The organism is Vibrio sp. 2092, assembly GCF_033339635.1.
GTDB classification, from domain to species: domain Bacteria; phylum Pseudomonadota; class Gammaproteobacteria; order Enterobacterales; family Vibrionaceae; genus Vibrio; species Vibrio alginolyticus.
Genome location: NZ_JAWOUY010000017.1, coordinates 66,250 through 83,798 on the forward strand (window position 1 = coordinate 66,250; position 17,549 = coordinate 83,798).

Here is a 17,549-nt window from a genome sequence, read left to right on the forward strand (position 1 = left end):
GTAATTGAAATGTTGCGCAGTTTGAGTGTTAAGTCTTCTATTTATGTTATTTTTTGGTGACTTTATAGTGAAAAATAACAATGTTATTCATGTTGTTGCATATTGATTTTTGCGCTCCTAGGTTGCATTATCCGCCCGTCAAAAAATACGCTGGTACGTAAAATGGATGCATGAAGCGACGTTTACGATTCTAGATTGCCCATAAACATTACTTAAAAAGCTAAGCACACTTTGACACTTAGCAGGCAATTTGGTGGATGGCTAGGACGCATAGACTGGCGCAACTCACTTTGAGGTACACATGACAGACTTAATCAATTTGATGAACGATCTCCTCTGGGGCTCGATTCTGGTTTATCTTCTTGTTGGTGTTGGTATTTACTTCACCGTTCGATTAGGGTTCATTCAGTTCCGCCATTTCGGCCACATGTTCTCTGTTCTTAAGAACAGCCGTAAAGCAGACAAAGCTGGTATTTCCTCTTTCCAAGCGCTTTGTACTAGTCTTGCTGCACGTGTTGGTACAGGTAACATGGCGGGCGTTGCAGTTGCATTGACTGCGGGTGGTCCTGGTGCGATCTTCTGGATGTGGCTGATTGCAATGCTTGGTATGGCAACATCGTTTGCTGAGAGCACACTGGCGCAGCTATACAAAACCAAAGATGATGATGGCAACTACCGTGGTGGCCCTGCCTACTACATGGAAAAAGGCCTGGGCATGCGTTGGATGGGCGTGTTGTTCTCAGTTTTCCTAATCATCGCTTTTGGTTTGGTATTCAACGCCGTACAAGCTAACTCAATTGCCAATGCAATGAGCAACGCATTTGGTTGGAATAACCTGTATGTCGGTATTGCCGTTGTTTTACTGTCTGCAATTGTTATTTTCGGTGGCATCAAGCGTATCGCAAGAGTTGCTGAGATGATCGTTCCGATCATGGCACTACTTTATCTAGCCCTAGCGCTGTTCATCATGTTCTCTAACCTAGAGAAATTACCTGATGTATTGATGCTTATCTTTAAGAGTGCATTTGGTCTGCAAGAAGCAGCAGCAGGTGGTCTTGGCTACGCAATTGCACAGGCAATGATTAACGGTATCAAGCGCGGTCTATTCTCGAATGAAGCAGGTATGGGTTCTGCACCTAACGCGGCAGCTTCAGCAACACCTTACCCACCACACCCAGCGTCTCAAGGTTACGTACAGATGCTAGGCGTGTTCATGGATACGATCGTTATCTGTTCTGCAACAGTGGCTATCATCCTGATGTCTGGTGAGTATGTCGGTCAAGCAACAGAAGTGACGGGTATCGAGCTAACTCAGCGTGCATTGAGCTCACAAGTTGGCGATTGGGGCGGCATCTTTGTTGCTGTGGCAATCTTCTTCTTTGCGTTTACTTCAATCATTGCAAACTACTCGTATGCTGAAACGAACTTAATCTTCCTAGAGCACAATCATAAAGCGGGCTTAAGCATTTTCCGCGTTATTGTTCTTGGTATGGTGATGTTTGGTGCACTAGCTTCGTTACCAGTCGTATGGTCGCTTGCTGATGTCTCTATGGGTCTGATGGCGATAGTCAACTTGGTGGCGATCATCTTGCTATCTGGCATCGTGATTAAACTGGCCAAAGATTACAATCGCCAGCTTGGTGAAGGCAAAGTGCCAACATTTGATGCGAATGATTTCCCAGAGCTGAAATCTCAGCTTGAAGAAGGCATTTGGTACAACGATAAAAAAGACTAAGTGAGCTATCACTCATAGTTGAAAGCTATTAGTACGATGTAAAAAGCCATGCAGACAATGCATGGCTTTTTTTGTACCCTATTAAAAACAAAATTAGAGAAGGGAAAGTCATGCTTATCGTAGTTTCTCCAGCGAAGACTCTTGATTACGAGTCTCCGTTAGCGACAGAAAAATTTACTCAACCTGAGTTGGTCGAATACTCAAAAGAGCTTATCGATGTTTGCCGCAAACTGACTCCTGCTGATGTTGCCTCTTTAATGAAAGTGAGCGACAAGATTGCCGATTTAAATGTGGGCCGATTCCAAGAGTGGAGTGAAACGTTTACCACGGAAAACTCACGACAAGCCATTCTTGCATTTAAAGGTGACGTTTACACAGGGCTAGACGCCGAAAGTTTATCTGAAGCGGACTTCGAATATGCTCAAGATCATCTGCGTATGCTATCGGGTCTTTATGGTTTACTAAAACCACTTGATTTGATGCAGCCATACCGTCTTGAAATGGGTACCAAGCTTGCAAACGACAAGGGTACGAACTTGTACCAGTTTTGGGGCAACGTTATTACGGACAAGCTTAACGAAGCGATTTCTGCTCAAGGTGATAATGTCCTTATCAACCTTGCATCAAATGAATACTTTAAAGCGGTTAAGCCAAAGAATTTAGATGCGCAAGTGATCACGCCAGTATTCAAAGATTGTAAGAATGGTCAATACAAGGTCATCAGTTTTTACGCGAAGAAAGCGCGCGGTATGATGGCGCGTTACATCATTGAAAACCGTGTTGAGAGCGTAGCAGACCTGGCTAAGTTTGATACGGCGGGTTACTACTTTGTGGAAGATGAATCGACGCCAACAGAGTTAGTATTTAAACGCGAAGAGCAAAAATAAAGCTGATTGAGACGTAGTCTACGTTAATCTCTATCAGCACAAACGAAAAAAGGGTTGGCATTGCCAACCCTTTGTTATTTTCTAGCTTGAGCTACTTGGCCCCAACAAGATTACTTCTTCTTAGCGGTTTTCTTTTTCGCTACTTTTTTCTTGTCGTCTTTTTTCTTTTTCTTCTTAAACACAGGCTTTTTGTGTTTAGGACGCATCTCTTTCACGAAACGCTCTTTGATGTCTTCTTTCACGTAACGTGCAACGCGATCCATCATTGGTTGGTCGTGTGCTTCTACGATTGAGATAGCGTTACCTTTCTTACCTGCGCGAGCAGTACGGCCGATACGATGAAGGTAAACATCAGCCGTGCGTGGCATGTCGTAGTTGATAACGTGTGATACATCCGGAAGATCGATACCGCGCGCAGCAACGTCCGTCGCGAGCAGCACGTTCACAGTACCATCGCGGAAGCGAGAAATCGCATTATTACGACGATCTTGCGGCATTTCACCTTGAATCCAAGAACATGGAATCTGTGCACTTTCAAGCTGCGCTCGTAGCTCAGCCAAACGCTCACGAGTCTTTAAAAAGACGATAGTGCGCTCAGCTTGCTGAGTAATAATGTGTTTTAGTAATTCCAGTTTGTGTTCAGCATCATCAGCTCGGTGGTACCACTGAGCAATTTTCTTACGCTCACGCAGCGGCGATTTTGCATCGATCTCTGCTGGGTCATTCAACAGATCAGCGGTAAAGCCTTCTACGCCTTTCCCTTCTAACGTTGCTGAGAACAGAAGGGTTTGCTTACGCCAGCGACATTCGTTAGATAGGCGATCGACAGTAGGAGCAAAACCCATATCTAGCATACGGTCTGCTTCATCAAGGATTAACCATTCGATTGCACGACAATCAAAACGTTCTGCATCAATGTATTCTTTTAAACGGCCAGGTGTCGCAACCACAATGTCTTGCGTTGTTGCAAGGATGTCGGCGTGCTCTTGGTACTGAACACCACCAGTGATGGTGAAAATGTTGAGTTTGGTATTTTTTGCCAAAGCACGTGCTTGATCGGCAATTTGCATCGCCAGTTCGCGAGTAGGCGTTAGGATCAAAATACGCGCAGGTCCAGGCTTACGACGAGGGAAGTCTTGCAAGTATTGCAATGCTGGCAGGACGAAGGCGGCCGTTTTACCAGTTCCTGTTGGCGCTGACGCTAGAATGTCACGACCGTCCAACGCTTGTGGAATCGCTTCTGCCTGAATTTTTGTTGGGCGTTCGTAACCCATCTCTTCAATGGCTTCAAGTAGGTTTTGGTCTAGATCAAGTTCAGCAAAGGTTCTGATCACAATGAGTTCTCCACAAGCAAAGCTTGGTTAATGGTTCGCCACAACAGCATAGAATACAAAAAGGTCGCACATTATAAAGTGATTGGTGATAAGGATCACATGTTATTTCACATCTTAAGATAAAACTCGCGGGTTAACTGGATGAAATCATCACTATAGCCGTCATTTGAACGGATAATTAAATGTGACGTCTGCAAATCGCAAGGTCGTTTTGACAGTTCAAATAACAGTCTGTGTACTGGTTTCTTTTCTGATGGTTGCACACGACAGATCCTCGATAGATACCAACCTTGGTTTAATGCTAGCTCAATGAACTGCTCGCCTTCGGTGATTGGCAACACAAAACTAGCTCTCCCTTCGTCATCAAGCAAATGATAGCAACGCTGTAGCAATGCGTTATGGCCTAGCGTATCAGTGTGCCTCGCGGTTGCACGTTGACTGTGTTTCGATTGCTCGCCGCTGTTGAAGTAGGGCGGGTTACAAATGATGCGTTGGAATGGATGTGTCGGCGTAAAGTGCAGTATGTCGGTGTGATGCACACTTACACGATCTGACCAAGGAGACTGGGCCATATTTTTTTGCGCGGCAGCAACGGCTGTTAATTCGATATCGACCGCGGTTATTTGAGCTTCCGTAAAGCGTTGAGCACACATCAGGGCAAGCAGGCCAGTGCCAGTGCCAATATCGAGAATTTTAGCGTCGTTAGGGCTTTGAATCCAAGCACCAAGCATTACCCCATCTGTGCTGACTGGCATACCACTCTCGCCACCCTCAATACAAAATTGCTTAAAATTGAAACCTTTAGTTTTCAGTTTTTTGTTCTTCATGATTGTTTTATATTTGCTCAATAATTAAGTGGATTGCTCTATTGTTTATTAATTGTATAGATTGTTGTTTTGTTGGTTATTAAATTGTATTGTTAATTGATCGAGATAAAGAACTGGTCTGTTATTTGGATCTGGTTATATCCACTGCTTTTAAGTTTGAAAACTAAATTAATATGGTGTTTTTTTCTTAAAGGTTGCCAAATGATGAGTCTTTCGTCATTATGCGGCGAAAATTTTATAGATTGAACCACGTGTACTTATTGACTTTAGGTATACAAAAAGTGGTCTAAGCATACACAACATTCATTAATTAAAAGACAAGGGTTATCTGTGAAGCAGACGTTAAAACTAACAGATATTATCGCAGTAGGCTTTATGCTATTTGCGTTCTTTTTAGGTGCGGGCAATATTATCTTTCCACCTCTAGCGGGTCAGTTAGCGGGTGAAAACTTAATGCCAGCTATGTTTGGTTTCTTGCTGACAGCGGTAGGTCTACCTCTTATTACTATCGTTGCTATTGCTGTTGCTGGTGGTTCTTGGGATCACTTAACGCAAGATCTTCCGAAAAAAGCAGCGGTTATTATGGCTGCGTTGATCTTCATCATCATCGGTCCTGCGTTTGCTGCGCCTCGTACTGGCCTAGTGGCTTACGAGATGGCGGTGAAACCTTTCTTCCTTGAAGCGTCACAAACGCATCTCACTGCATTTTCAGTGATCTTCTTTATTGCGGCGATGATGTTCTCATGGTTCCAAGGCCGTTTGATCGATCTCATCGGTAAAGTACTGACACCAGCATTGTTCGTTGGTTTGATCATTCTTGCTGTCGCTGTCTTCCTTGATCCTCAGGGCGATATGATTGGCGCGCACGGTGAATACCTAACGCAGCCTCTGACCAAAGGCTTCTTAGAAGGCTACAACACAATGGATACGTTCGCGTCATTGATGTTTGGTATGCTGATGGTTGATGCACTGCGCGGTAAAGGCATTACTGAGCGCTCTGCAACTACTAAATATCTGATCTATGCAGGTTGTATTGCTGCTGCTGGTCTTGCGTTTGTTTACATCTCACTATTTTACTTAGGTGCGACGAGTGCAACGGTTGCTGCTGGTGCTGATAATGGTGGCCTAGTGCTTAGCCAATACGTTCAAGCGTTGTTTGGTCCATACGGTCAAATCGTTCTGTCTGTCATCGTATTGCTAGCGTGTCTGACAACCGCGATTGGCTTGATTTCTGCGTGTTCAGATTTCTTCAGCTCGAAAACACCACTGTCATACAAGCAATGGGTACTGATTAATGGTTCTGTTTGTGCATTGGTTGCAAACGTTGGTCTTGCACAGCTGATTTCTCTGTCAGTGCCAGTATTGTTTGCGCTGTACCCTGTGGCGATTGCGTTGGTTGCACTAACATTTGTGCGCAGCAAACTGCCAAATCCACGTTTTGCTTACCGCGCGGTACTGCTTGTATCTCTGTTGTTTGCGTTGGTTGATGCGGCAAAAGTATCGGGTATTGATGTTTCTGCGTTTAACATGTTGCCACTATTCGAAGTCGGCATGGGTTGGGTGCTTCCAACATTTGCGGCTATCGTGTGCATGTTCTTCATCGCGAAACCTCGCCCAGAACTAGCACAAGAAACCGCGTAATCACTTCGCGTTATCAAGATAATAAAAAGCCCGATGAATTACTTCATCGGGCTTTTTACTTTTTAATGATGACGTGTTTGCGCTATTAAAGCGTGTCGTGGAATTCCACAAGAACTTGTTCACACCATTTTTCGATGCGTTCATCACTCAGTTCGTACTGTGAGTCTTCATCTAACGCAAGTCCAACAAACTTGCTGCCATCTTCGATCAGTGCTTTCGATGCTTCAAATTCGTAGCCTTCATTTGGCCAGTAACCGATAAAGGTTGCGCCTGTGGCTTGTAATTCATCGTGAAGTAAGCCCATCGCATCTAAATACCACTCTCCGTAACCTTCTTGGTCACCCAGACCAAACAGCGCTACAACTTTGCCTTTCAGTGGTGTGGTCGCGATGTCTTGCCAAATCGCGTTCCAATCTTCTTGAATTTCACCAAAATCCCAAGTTGAGATGCCAAGGAGTAATAAGTCGTAGTCCGCCATTAGTGATAACGGTGTCTCTTTCACATTGTGAATGTCGACAAGGTCTTCACCAATAAGGGTACGAATTTTCTCTGCTGCCATTTCTGTGTAGCAGGTCGTTGAGCCGTAAAAGAGTCCGATTTTCATTATATTCGTCGTTATTTGTGTTGCTGTTGTGGAAGATTCTAACCATAAATTGAGGAAGATTGCAGCGAATATCCTATGTGGGATGATTTTTTATGGTATTGGATTGGCAGGTGCTTTAATCTAAATACTGTAAATATAAACAGATAAGGAAGCATTCATGACGGCACAACAGCCTGTCAATCAACAAGATTTTTCGCTTGTTGAGCAATTCTTAGATGCGATGTGGATGGAGCGTGGTCTATCAGAGAACACGTTGGCTTCCTACCGAAACGATTTAATGAAGCTGCTCGTGTGGATGGAAAAACATCGATACCGTCTTGATTTTATCAGTTTGTCTGGCTTGCAAGAATATCAAAGCCACCTTGTAGACTTAGATTACAAACAGACGTCCCGTGCGCGTATGTTGTCGGCTATTCGTCGTTTATTTCAATACCTGCATCGTGAGAAGGTGCGTGCTGATGACCCGAGTGCGCTCTTGGTTAGCCCTAAACTGCCACAACGTTTACCCAAAGATATTAGTGAAGAGCAAGTGGACGCGTTGCTCGAAGCGCCAGACCCGAATGACCCTATAGAATTGCGCGATAAAGCGATGCTAGAGCTACTCTACGCGACAGGGTTGCGTGTGACAGAGCTCGTCAGTTTGACCATGGAAAATGTTAGCTTGCGCCAAGGGGTGGTGCGCGTGACTGGTAAAGGCGGTAAAGAACGCCTGGTTCCTATGGGGGAAAACGCGGTCGATTGGATCGAGACGTTCATTCAACAAGGGCGCCCTGCGTTACTTGGTGATACATCATCTGATATTGTTTTTCCTAGTAAACGCGCAAGACAAATGACTCGTCAGACGTTTTGGCACCGTATTAAGTACTATGCTTTGATAGCAGGGATTGATACTGATCAGCTGTCGCCGCACGTACTGCGTCATGCCTTTGCCACGCATTTATTGAACTATGGCGCAGATCTCAGGGTCGTACAGATGCTTTTAGGACATAGTGACTTATCGACCACGCAAATTTATACTCACGTGGCGACTGAACGATTGAAGCAGATCCACAGTCAACACCACCCAAGAGCATAACAATGGTTAGATTCATCCATGTCTTCTTGGAAAAACGATTTTACATTAAGGTGAATTTCATGAGCGTATTACGCCGACTAACTCTGCTGACTTTACCATTTTTTGTTACCGCTTGTGGTGCAGAAGAAAGTCAGGCTCAAACGGAGACTCCTGCGCAACAAGTGGCGCCAGCTGCCCAGAGCGGCTTTGATGAAGCAGCATTAAAAACTAAGTTCTCAAAGCTTGGTTTATCTATCGTTGATATTCAACCATCAGACGTCGCTGGCTTATTGGAAATTCAAACCAATGGCGGGATCCTGTTTGCTTCAAATGATGGTAGCCATTTTATCGCCGGTACGCTTTATGCCATTAAGGATGATGGCAGTTACAAAGATGTCATAGCAGAGCGTCAAGCGCCACTTAACGCCGAGAAAATTGCGCAGTTCTCCGATAGCATGATCGAATACAAAGCCGACGATGAAAAGTACGTTGTGACCGTATTCACCGATATCACATGTGGTTACTGTGTGCGTCTGCATAGCCAAATGCAAGGCTATAATGAGCTAGGTATTACAGTGCGTTACATGGCTTACCCTCGCCAAGGTGCAACTGGCCCTGTGGCAGAACAAATGGCAACGATTTGGTGTGCTGAAGATCCGGCGTCGGCAATGCACAACGCGAAAGTGAATCGTACATTTGATAACCCTGCGAAAGACCTGAAACAGTGTAAAGAAACCATCCAGGCGCATTACAATCTAGGTCGCCAATTGGGTATTTCTGGTACGCCAGCAATCTTCTTACCGAATGGCGAAATGGTTGGTGGCTACCTACCACCTGCAGAGCTATTGAAACGTTTAAAGCAACTATAATCCATTAGGAGCAGAGTCGGCAAAGTTGTCGGCTCTTTTAAGCATGATAGAAATTCAACGACGTCCTGAACCTGATCTTTCCCTTCTTCCTGATTCCATTCCTCCGATTCTTAAACGTATCTACATCAACCGTGGGATAACGGATCTTTCACAATTAGAAACGTCGGCCCGTGGGTTGCATTCATATCAAAAACTCGGGGGGATTGAGCAAGCTGTCGATCTTTTGTTTCAGGGGATAAAAGAACAAAAACGCATCATCGTTGTCGGTGATTTTGACGCTGATGGTGCGACAAGCTCAGCATTATCAGTACTCGCGCTGCGTATGCTTGGTAGTCACAATGTGGATTACCTAGTGCCAAATCGTTTTGAAGACGGTTATGGGTTAAGTCCAGAAGTCGTTGACCAAGCCTTAGAGCTTGGCGCTGAGATGATCATGACGGTGGATAACGGCGTCTCATCAATCGAAGGCGTGCGTTACGCAAAAGAAAATGGCATTACTGTGCTTGTTACCGATCACCACTTGCCAGGACAAGTGTTGCCTGATGTGGATGCAATGGTGAACCCAAACCTTGAGAGCTGTAGCTTTCCATCTAAAGCGCTTGCGGGTGTGGGGGTCGCGTTTTATCTCATGATGGCACTATGCGTTCATATGCGAAAACACAATTGGTTTGCAGAACAGGGGATGCAAGAGCCCAAGTTGATGGAACTGATTGACCTTGTTGCACTGGGTACCGTCGCCGACGTCGTTCCATTGGATGAAAACAACCGCATTCTTGTACACCAAGGTTTGCAACGTATTCGTGCGGGCAAAGCGCGTCCCGGCATCCAAGCGTTAATTGAGGTCGCGAAGCGCGATGCGCGTCGTTTAGTTGCGTCCGATTTTGGCTTTGCTTTAGGTCCACGTATTAATGCTGCAGGTCGTCTTGATGACATGTCTTTCGGTGTTGAACTGCTGATGTGTAACAACATCCACGCTGCTCGTCGCATGGCAAGTGAATTGGATGGCTTGAACCAAACACGTAAAGAGATTGAAGAAGGCATGAAGCAAGAAGCGATGGCTTTCTGTGAGCGCCTTCAGTTTGGTGAAGGCAATGAGCTTCCTTATGGCCTAGCCTTGTTCCAACGTGATTGGCATCAAGGTGTGATTGGTATTTTGGCTTCGCGTATTAAAGAGAAGTTTCACCGTCCAGTCATTGCATTTGCTGATGGCGGAGAAGGGACGATTAAAGGCTCGTGTCGTTCTATTCCGGGGCTACACATGCGCGATGCGTTGGATTTCATCGACACGCAAAACCCGGGTTTGATCATCAAGTTTGGTGGACACGCCATGGCAGCAGGCTTAACGATTAAAGAGCAGGATTTTGAGCGTTTCAGTCGTTTGTTTGATGAAGTGGTAAAAAAGGAACTCGATGAAGCGGCGCTAAAAGGCGTGATCATGTCAGATGGTGAACTTAAGCCGGAAGAGTTCTCTATGCATGTTGCTGAACAGCTGCGATCGGGTGGCCCTTTTGGACAAGCTTTCCCAGAGCCAATCTTTGATGGTGAGTTTAAAGTACTGCATCAAAAGCTGGTGGGTGAGAAGCATCTTAAATTGATGTTAGAGCCGCTTTATAAAGGTCACCCTACCAATATGATGATCGACGGCATTGCATTCAATGTTGATCTACGCCGATGGCCAGATGCATCGGTTAAAACAGTACGTCTCGCGTATAAGTTGGATGTGAATGAATTTCGTGGTAATCAATCATTGCAATTGATGATCGATCATATCGAAGCTAAGTAATACCTAGATTAACCTTTCTTATAGAGTACGGTTGCCCCGAAGTGGGTGTAAAATTTTATGACCGTGCTCTCTCTCACCGCAATCTGATTTCTCATCCGAAATTTTCCTGTATCTCGGTCACATTTTTCAGTAGAATTTCTCGGTTAAATTCTATTCTAAAATGTTGAGTAAACATGTTTGAAATCAATCCAATTAAAAACCGTCTGCAGGACGTGTCTCAGCGCACAAATGTCCTGAGGGGGTATCTTTGACTATGACGCGAAGAAAGAGCGTCTAGAAGAAGTCAACGCAGAACTTGAACAACCAGATGTATGGAACGAACCTGAGCGTGCGCAAGCACTGGGTAAAGAGCGTGCATCACTAGAAGCGGTTGTTGAAACCATTGATCAACTAGAGCAAGGTGTGGAAGATGTAGAAGGTCTTCTTGAGCTGGCTGTAGAAGAAGAAGATCAAGAAACATTTGACGAAATTGAACCAGAACTTGCTGAGTTGGAAGAGAAGCTAGAAAAGCTTGAATTCCGTCGTATGTTCTCTGGCGACCACGATAGCTCTGATTGTTACATCGATTTGCAAGCTGGCTCTGGTGGTACAGAAGCACAAGACTGGACTAACATGCTGCTGCGTATGTACCTACGTTGGGCAGAAGCGAAGGGCTTCAAAGCTGAAGTGATTGAAGTCTCTGAAGGTGAAGTCGCGGGTCTTAAGTCGGCAACAGTTCGCATCTCTGGTGAGTATGCGTACGGTTGGTTACGCACTGAAACGGGCGTTCATCGTCTTGTTCGTAAATCTCCGTTCGATTCAGGCGGTCGTCGCCATACGTCATTTGCTTCTGCGTTCATCTATCCAGAGATTGATGAAAACATCGACATCGACATTAATCCTTCCGACCTACGCATTGACGTTTACCGTGCGTCAGGCGCAGGTGGTCAGCACGTAAACACCACAGAATCTGCGGTACGTATTACGCACGTACCTACGAACACAGTGGTTCAGTGTCAGAATGACCGTTCTCAACATAAGAACAAAGATCAGGCAATGAAACAGCTTCGAGCGAAGCTATTTGAGCTTGAATTGCAAAAGCAAAATGCGGAAAAACAAGCTAATGAAGACGCTAAGTCTGACATTGGCTGGGGTAGCCAGATCCGTTCTTACGTATTGGATGACTCACGTATTAAGGACCTCCGTACGGGCATTGAAAACCGTAATACTCAAGCGGTTCTTGATGGCGATCTGGACAAATTTATTGAAGCTAGCCTGAAATCAGGTCTATAAAGCTTTTCACCGACAAAAACAGGATACATCGAAAATGACTGATGCTGTTCAAAACGAAACTGTACTAGAAGAAAATAAGCTGATTGCTGAACGCCGCGCTAAACTGGATGCAATCCGAAAGAGCTGCAAAGCGAACGGCCATCCAAACGACTTCCGTCGTGACGCACTAGCGGGCGACCTTCAGAAAGAGTTCGGTGAAAAGACGAAGGAAGAGCTAGAAGAGCTTAACCACGTAGTAGCAATCGCAGGCCGTATCATGGCTAAACGTGGTCCATTCTTGGTAATTCAAGAAACTTCTGGCCGTATCCAAGCTTATGCTGACAAAGCGGTTCAAAAAGTACTTAAAGAAAAATACCAAGGTCTAGATATCGGTGACATCATCGGTGTTAAAGGTGCACTTCATAAGTCTGGTAAAGGTGACCTATACGTGAACATGGAAGAGTACGAGTTGCTAACCAAAGCACTACGTCCACTTCCAGAGAAGTTCCACGGTCTAACTGACCAAGAGATGCGTTATCGCCAACGTTACGTTGACCTGATCGTTAACGAAGACTCTCGTCAAGCGTTTGTAGTACGTTCTAAAGTAATGTCTGCAATCCGCAACTTCATGATCTCTAAGCAGTTCATGGAAGTTGAAACGCCAATGATGCACGTTATCCCTGGCGGTGCGAGTGCGCGTCCATTTATCACGCACCACAACGCACTAGACATGCCAATGTACCTACGTATCGCGCCAGAGCTATACCTGAAGCGTCTAGTTGTTGGTGGTTTTGATCGCGTATTCGAAATCAACCGTAACTTCCGTAACGAAGGCCTTTCTCCACGCCACAACCCAGAATTCACAATGATGGAATTCTACATGGCGTACGCAGACTACAAAGATCTGATGGACCTAACTGAAGAACTACTAAGCTCAGTGGCGCAAGAAGTTCTAGGTTCAACGTCAATGCCTTACGGTGATGAAACGGTTGAGTTTGGTGGTACTTACACTCGTATGAGCATGTTCGAAGCAATCAAGCACTACAACCCAGACCACGCGCAAATCCAAGCGCTAACAGAAGAAGACCTACAAAACCGTGATCTAATGGTTTCTATCGCGAAATCTGTTCACGTTGAAGTAGAACCTTTCTGGACATGTGGTCAGCTTCTTGAAGAGATCTTTGGTGAAACAGCAGAACCTAAGCTAATGCAGCCTACGTTCATCACTGGTTACCCAGCAGATATTTCTCCACTAGCTCGTCGTAGCGACGATAACCCGTTCTTTACAGACCGCTTTGAGTTCTTTATCGGTGGCCGTGAAGTAGCGAACGGTTTCTCAGAGCTTAACGATGCTGAAGACCAAGATGCACGCTTTAAAGCACAGGTTGAAGCGAAAGAGTCTGGTGACGACGAAGCAATGTTCTACGATGCAGACTACATCACTGCTCTAGAGCACGGCCTACCGCCAACAGCAGGCCAAGGTATCGGTATCGACCGTTTGGTTATGCTACTGACTAACACGCACACTATCCGTGACGTGATCCTATTCCCTGCAATGCGCCCGCAAGCGTAATTCGATAGGATGAGTAAAAAACCACCTTCGGGTGGTTTTTTTTGCCTTTTAGTTAAGCTGATTCAAGTTGTTGCATTTGCTTTTTAATGGGATATGCAAATAAACATTCGCCAAATCTCAATCTATTGCATAGTCTTAATACTGAGACAGACGTGAGGGGGCGGAGTCTCGATAATGTTACCCGCTCGCAAAGATAAGTTTGTGGCACAAAATTTCTATTAACAATGAAAAAGGGTTAGAGAATGGCTGGGCAGTTTAAGATGGATTCCATCCCGGGATCGCTTGTGGTAGTTGGCGGTACTTATGAGCCTTGGTTATCGGTACTGGAGCAAGTGGGCTGGAAGTGTCACCAAGTAGGTGACTTACGCAAAGCTAATACGCTGTTAGAAGATATTGGTCCATGTATCGGTATTGTTGATCTCAGCCATGACGAGTTCAGCTTGAATGGTTTGGCGAACTTAGTCAGCTCTCACAAACACGTACGTTGGTTAGCGTTTATTCGTGAATCTCAGCTTGGCACTGACACCATATGCCAGTTCATTGTTAACTTTTGTATCGATTTTTTCACAGCGCCGATCCCAGATGCACAGTTATTAAGCACAATAGGTCACCAGCTTGGCATGCTTAAGTTGGAGAAAAAAGTTTGGCCTAGTTTTGGTAGCAGTTTAGATATGGGTTTGATCGGTGAATCTATCCCGATGAAACGTTTACGCGATCAAGTGAAGCGCATTGGTCCAACGGACGTCAGTATTCTGATTTCTGGGGAAAGTGGGACTGGTAAAGAGGCGGTTGCTAGGGCCATCCATAAAGTCTCTTCACGCTCTCATAAACCGTTTATGGCAATTAACTGTCGCGCACTCAATGAACAACGTTTCCAAGCTGAAGTATTTGGTATTAACGCCGATGAAGATATGGAAGCATGCCTGCTTGAACAAGCAGATGGCGGCACCGTGTTGTTTAACGACATTCTTACCATTTCAAAAGAGCAGCAAATGAATCTGCTGAGATTCTTGCAAGAAGGCACCATTGATACCAAAGATGGCGTAAAAGCGGTTAACGTGCGTATTCTTGCTGCTAACTCGTCAGATGTTGAAAAAGCTTTGATTGACGGTGACTTCAATGAAGAGCTTTACCATTACATCAACGTTTTGCGCATCAATGTCCCTAGCTTGAAAGAACGTGCGAGTGACATCGCATTGCTGGCTCGTTTCTACTTACAAGAGTTCTCAAAAGAGTACAACTCGCAAGCAAAAAGCTTTTCTGAGGATGCATTCAAGGCACTGACACGTTATTTCTGGCCTGGAAATGTGCGTGAGCTGATGAACCAAGTGAAGCGAGCGGTATTAATGTCCGACAGCGTAATGATTGAAGAGCATCACTTAGATTTACCTCAACGTAATGACTCAAAGCGCAGCTTGAAATCAATCCGAGAGAAGAGTGAACGTGATGCGTTGCTGGTTGTTTTGGAATCTCATTCTGGTCAAGTTTCAAATGCGGCGAAAGAGCTCGGAGTTTCGCGTGCAACCATGTATCGACTACTTAATAAACATAACTTGATTTCCGAACAAGCCATGTAGTTGGCCTTTCCCTGTGTTAAATAGGCGAATAAATACAATAAAAGAGAGTGGCCACAGAGCCGCTCTTTTTATTTTTGTTTGGTTTGATTTATAAAATCCGCAAATTTATATATTCCTCAGGTGAATATGTTATACGTAAAAGTATATGAAACTAAATTGCGGTGTATTGATTTGTTTTTAATCAAAAAGGCAAAAAATGTTTGATATATATCCATCAAAGCTTACAATTTAACCGTAACTCAATGAGTTATACCTTTCATAAACGGATTAATTTTTAGCTAGGAGGCGCAAGATGAAACATTACGTTGTTAACACCACTGCTTGCGCTGATCGTATGCCTATCGCTCCGATAACCCTTAAATCGGATGATACCAATACCACTGGCTCACAAGATAAAAATTAATCCGTAACCTATCATATTTATTACTAGGCTGCGGAAAAGTAGCGGCTTAGTATCAACAGAATATTTCTGTTCATTTTACGCACTATTTTTCCCAGTCGAATACATCGATAATCGGAGAAAATATTATGCGTCACTCTATTTACCTACAATTGGCCACTTTGCTATTGAAAGCAGACCTTAAACGCGAAGAAAAGCAATGGCAGCGCACCATACGCCGAACTGCTCATGATATTCCATGGACGAATGTTCATCTATTGAGAGATATTGGTTTAGATCGCGATGGTCGTTCTACACGTGCCAATGTTCCGGATGCAGTAAAAGTTGAACGTCGAGTTCGTCACCTTCGTCGAGTCTTAACGTCGCGAATAATGACGTAATCGTTAGCGTGTTGGGCTGACTGAGTTGCTAACGAGTCATTCAACACGCTTAACTTTTTATATGAAGTATGACTTCATTGGATAAACAGCTGATCTTGAAGATCAGCTGTTTTCGTTTGAAGGTGGTACTGTTAAGGGCAAGGATTCGAGTAAGTTGTACCTATTGCTTGAATTTCAGTAAGTAGTTCGTCGCTAAGTTGCAAATCAATACTGTCGATATTGGCTTTTAATTGGTCTAGGTTTGTTGCTCCGATAATGTTAGAAGCAACAAATGGACGCTGATTGACAAACGCGAGCGCCATTTGTGCAGGGTTTAGACCATGCTCTTGAGCTAAATTGACGTAAGCTTCGGTCGCTTTAACACCTTGCGGAGTGAAGTAGCGCGCAAAACGCTCCCACTTAGTGCATCGAGCGCCTTCAGGTTTTGCCCCGTTTAGGTATTTACCACTCAGGCAGCCAAATGCCAAAGGAGAGTAGGCAAGTAACTGAACGCCTTCGTAATGGCTGATTTCAGACAAGCCAACTTCGAAGCTGCGGTTCAATAAGTTATATGGGTTTTGAATGGAGACAATTCTTGGCAAATCGTGTTTTTCTGCCAAACGCAATAGCGACATCACACCCCACGGCGTCTCGTTGGATACGCCGATATAGCGCACTTTACCTGCATTCACTAATTCAGTAAGCGCTTCCAACGTTTCAATTAACGTGACTTCTTCTTGTTTGTCAGGGTATGGGTAGTTGAGTTGACCAAAGCAGTTGGTTTGACGCTGCGGCCAATGTAGTTGGTACAAATCGACATAATCGGTTTGTAGACGATTAAGGCTGTCATCAATTGCTGTATGGATGTGGCGACGATTAAGGCTCATGTTGTCTCTAATGTGAGGAACATTGCGAGGGCCTGCCACTTTTGTTGCCAGTACTACTTTCTCTCTTTTGCCGCTTTTTGCTAACCAATTACCGATGTATTGCTCGGTGAGCCCTTGTGTTTCCGAGTTTGGCGGTACAGGGTACATCTCTGCGGTATCGATGAAGTTCACCCCATGATCGAGGGCAAAGTCGAGCTGTTCAAAGGCGTCCTTTTCTGTGTTTTGCTCGCCAAACGTCATAGTGCCGAGGCAGATTTTACTGATCTCAAGTGATGAGTGCGGTAGTTTTGTGTATTGCATATCACGTCCTTGAAGAGTTACCGACTAAATAAGTGACTCCAATATAGGGGATTTTTAGCCGCAATCGCAAATGATTTACGTATAAAGGGAGAGCAAACTCGAAAGCTACAGTTAGCCTAACTACACTTAAATAATCGTGTGAAGGAGGTATGTTATGCAGAAGCATCAATTGGACATGTGGCTACATGGTCCACATAAAGATACTTATAAAACTCCCAAAGTATTTGTGATTGGGTGTTCTGATGTCTCTGACTATCTTTTAGCTGTGGAGTACAAGCATCAACTTGAGCCGATTAAAGACGGTGAAGACCCGATACATTTTGGCTCTCTAGACTTAGTAAAAGAAGAATTATTGAGGCTAGGGGTCGATAAAGCGTATTTAAGGCTGCGTAATGCGTATGACGAATGTGGCACTGAAGAGGCAGCCTCGTACTGCGATATTGAGTTATCGCTCGTGACGCACTAAAT

15 protein-coding genes are annotated in these 17,549 nt (G+C 44.7%); 11 read left to right on the plus strand and 4 right to left on the minus strand.

What is annotated here, in order from left to right; genetic code table 11:
• The first annotated feature begins 301 nt into the window (after positions 1-301).
• Both R7P80_RS22580 and yaaA read left to right on the plus strand, forming a co-directional pair.
• The gene (locus tag R7P80_RS22580; RefSeq protein ID WP_005381800.1) at positions 302-1,735 is read left to right on the plus strand and encodes an alanine/glycine:cation symporter family protein; all 1,434 of its coding nucleotides are present in this window, start codon (positions 302-304) and stop codon (positions 1,733-1,735) included.
• Positions 1,736-1,845: 110 nt separating this feature from the next.
• Positions 1,846-2,622 (plus strand): peroxide stress protein YaaA, encoded by a 777-nt coding sequence (gene yaaA / locus R7P80_RS22585; protein ID WP_005381798.1) that lies wholly within the window; start codon positions 1,846-1,848, stop codon positions 2,620-2,622.
• Between the two features lie 110 nt (positions 2,623-2,732).
• Here yaaA and srmB read toward each other — a convergent pair whose 3' ends face one another.
• Together srmB and R7P80_RS22595 are read right to left on the minus strand one after the other, a co-directional pair.
• The gene (gene srmB, locus R7P80_RS22590; RefSeq protein ID WP_005381797.1) at positions 2,733-3,956 is read right to left on the minus strand and encodes an ATP-dependent RNA helicase SrmB; all 1,224 of its coding nucleotides are present in this window, start codon (positions 3,954-3,956) and stop codon (positions 2,733-2,735) included.
• Positions 3,957-4,063: 107 nt separating this feature from the next.
• Entirely contained in the window at positions 4,064-4,783 is a 720-nt protein-coding gene (locus R7P80_RS22595; protein ID WP_053306891.1) for a tRNA1(Val) (adenine(37)-N6)-methyltransferase, read from the minus strand.
• Positions 4,784-5,113: 330 nt separating this feature from the next.
• Between R7P80_RS22595 and brnQ the strand changes: the two genes are divergently transcribed.
• Positions 5,114-6,424 (plus strand): branched-chain amino acid transport system II carrier protein, encoded by a 1,311-nt coding sequence (gene brnQ, locus R7P80_RS22600; RefSeq protein WP_005382851.1) that lies wholly within the window; start codon positions 5,114-5,116, stop codon positions 6,422-6,424.
• Positions 6,425-6,509: 85 nt separating this feature from the next.
• Here brnQ and fldB read toward each other — a convergent pair whose 3' ends face one another.
• Positions 6,510-7,028, minus strand: a complete 519-nt coding sequence (gene fldB / locus R7P80_RS22605; RefSeq protein WP_005381790.1) for a flavodoxin FldB — start codon at positions 7,026-7,028, stop codon at positions 6,510-6,512.
• Positions 7,029-7,185: 157 nt separating this feature from the next.
• Here fldB and xerD point away from each other — a divergent pair, with 157 nt between their 5' ends.
• The 7 genes from xerD (at position 7,186) to R7P80_RS22640 (ending at position 15,915) form a co-directional block, all read left to right on the plus strand.
• Positions 7,186-8,103, plus strand: a complete 918-nt coding sequence (gene xerD, locus R7P80_RS22610) for a site-specific tyrosine recombinase XerD (RefSeq protein ID WP_005381788.1) — start codon at positions 7,186-7,188, stop codon at positions 8,101-8,103.
• Between the two features lie 59 nt (positions 8,104-8,162).
• On the plus strand, positions 8,163-8,951 hold the full coding sequence (gene dsbC / locus R7P80_RS22615; RefSeq protein ID WP_042521854.1) for a bifunctional protein-disulfide isomerase/oxidoreductase DsbC: 789 nt from the start codon (positions 8,163-8,165) through the stop codon (positions 8,949-8,951).
• A 43-nt stretch (positions 8,952-8,994) separates the two neighbouring features.
• On the plus strand, positions 8,995-10,734 hold the full coding sequence (gene recJ / locus R7P80_RS22620) for a single-stranded-DNA-specific exonuclease RecJ (RefSeq protein WP_225491975.1): 1,740 nt from the start codon (positions 8,995-8,997) through the stop codon (positions 10,732-10,734).
• Between the two features lie 173 nt (positions 10,735-10,907).
• Positions 10,908-12,006 (plus strand): peptide chain release factor 2 gene (gene prfB, locus R7P80_RS22625; protein WP_100068604.1). Its coding sequence is split into 2 segments (ribosomal slippage): positions 10,908-10,982 and positions 10,984-12,006, totalling 1,098 coding nucleotides; the frame shifts between segments, so codons are not numbered across the junction.
• 34 nt (positions 12,007-12,040) lie between these two features.
• Positions 12,041-13,558, plus strand: a complete 1,518-nt coding sequence (gene lysS, locus R7P80_RS22630; RefSeq protein WP_005382861.1) for a lysine--tRNA ligase — start codon at positions 12,041-12,043, stop codon at positions 13,556-13,558.
• A gap of 242 nt (positions 13,559-13,800) precedes the next feature.
• Positions 13,801-15,135 (plus strand): cyclic-di-GMP-binding transcriptional regulator VpsR, encoded by a 1,335-nt coding sequence (vpsR, locus tag R7P80_RS22635; protein ID WP_017635067.1) that lies wholly within the window; start codon positions 13,801-13,803, stop codon positions 15,133-15,135.
• Between the two features lie 528 nt (positions 15,136-15,663).
• Positions 15,664-15,915, plus strand: coding sequence for a hypothetical protein (locus tag R7P80_RS22640; protein ID WP_005381776.1), 252 nt, complete (start codon positions 15,664-15,666; stop codon positions 15,913-15,915).
• A 131-nt stretch (positions 15,916-16,046) separates the two neighbouring features.
• Here the strand turns inward: R7P80_RS22640 and R7P80_RS22645 are convergent, their stop codons facing one another.
• Positions 16,047-17,081, minus strand: coding sequence for an NADP(H)-dependent aldo-keto reductase (locus R7P80_RS22645; protein ID WP_005381774.1), 1,035 nt, complete (start codon positions 17,079-17,081; stop codon positions 16,047-16,049).
• Positions 17,082-17,235: 154 nt separating this feature from the next.
• Here R7P80_RS22645 and R7P80_RS22650 point away from each other — a divergent pair, with 154 nt between their 5' ends.
• The gene (locus R7P80_RS22650; protein ID WP_005381772.1) at positions 17,236-17,547 is read left to right on the plus strand and encodes a DUF6482 family protein; all 312 of its coding nucleotides are present in this window, start codon (positions 17,236-17,238) and stop codon (positions 17,545-17,547) included.
• Positions 17,548-17,549 lie beyond the last annotated feature (2 nt).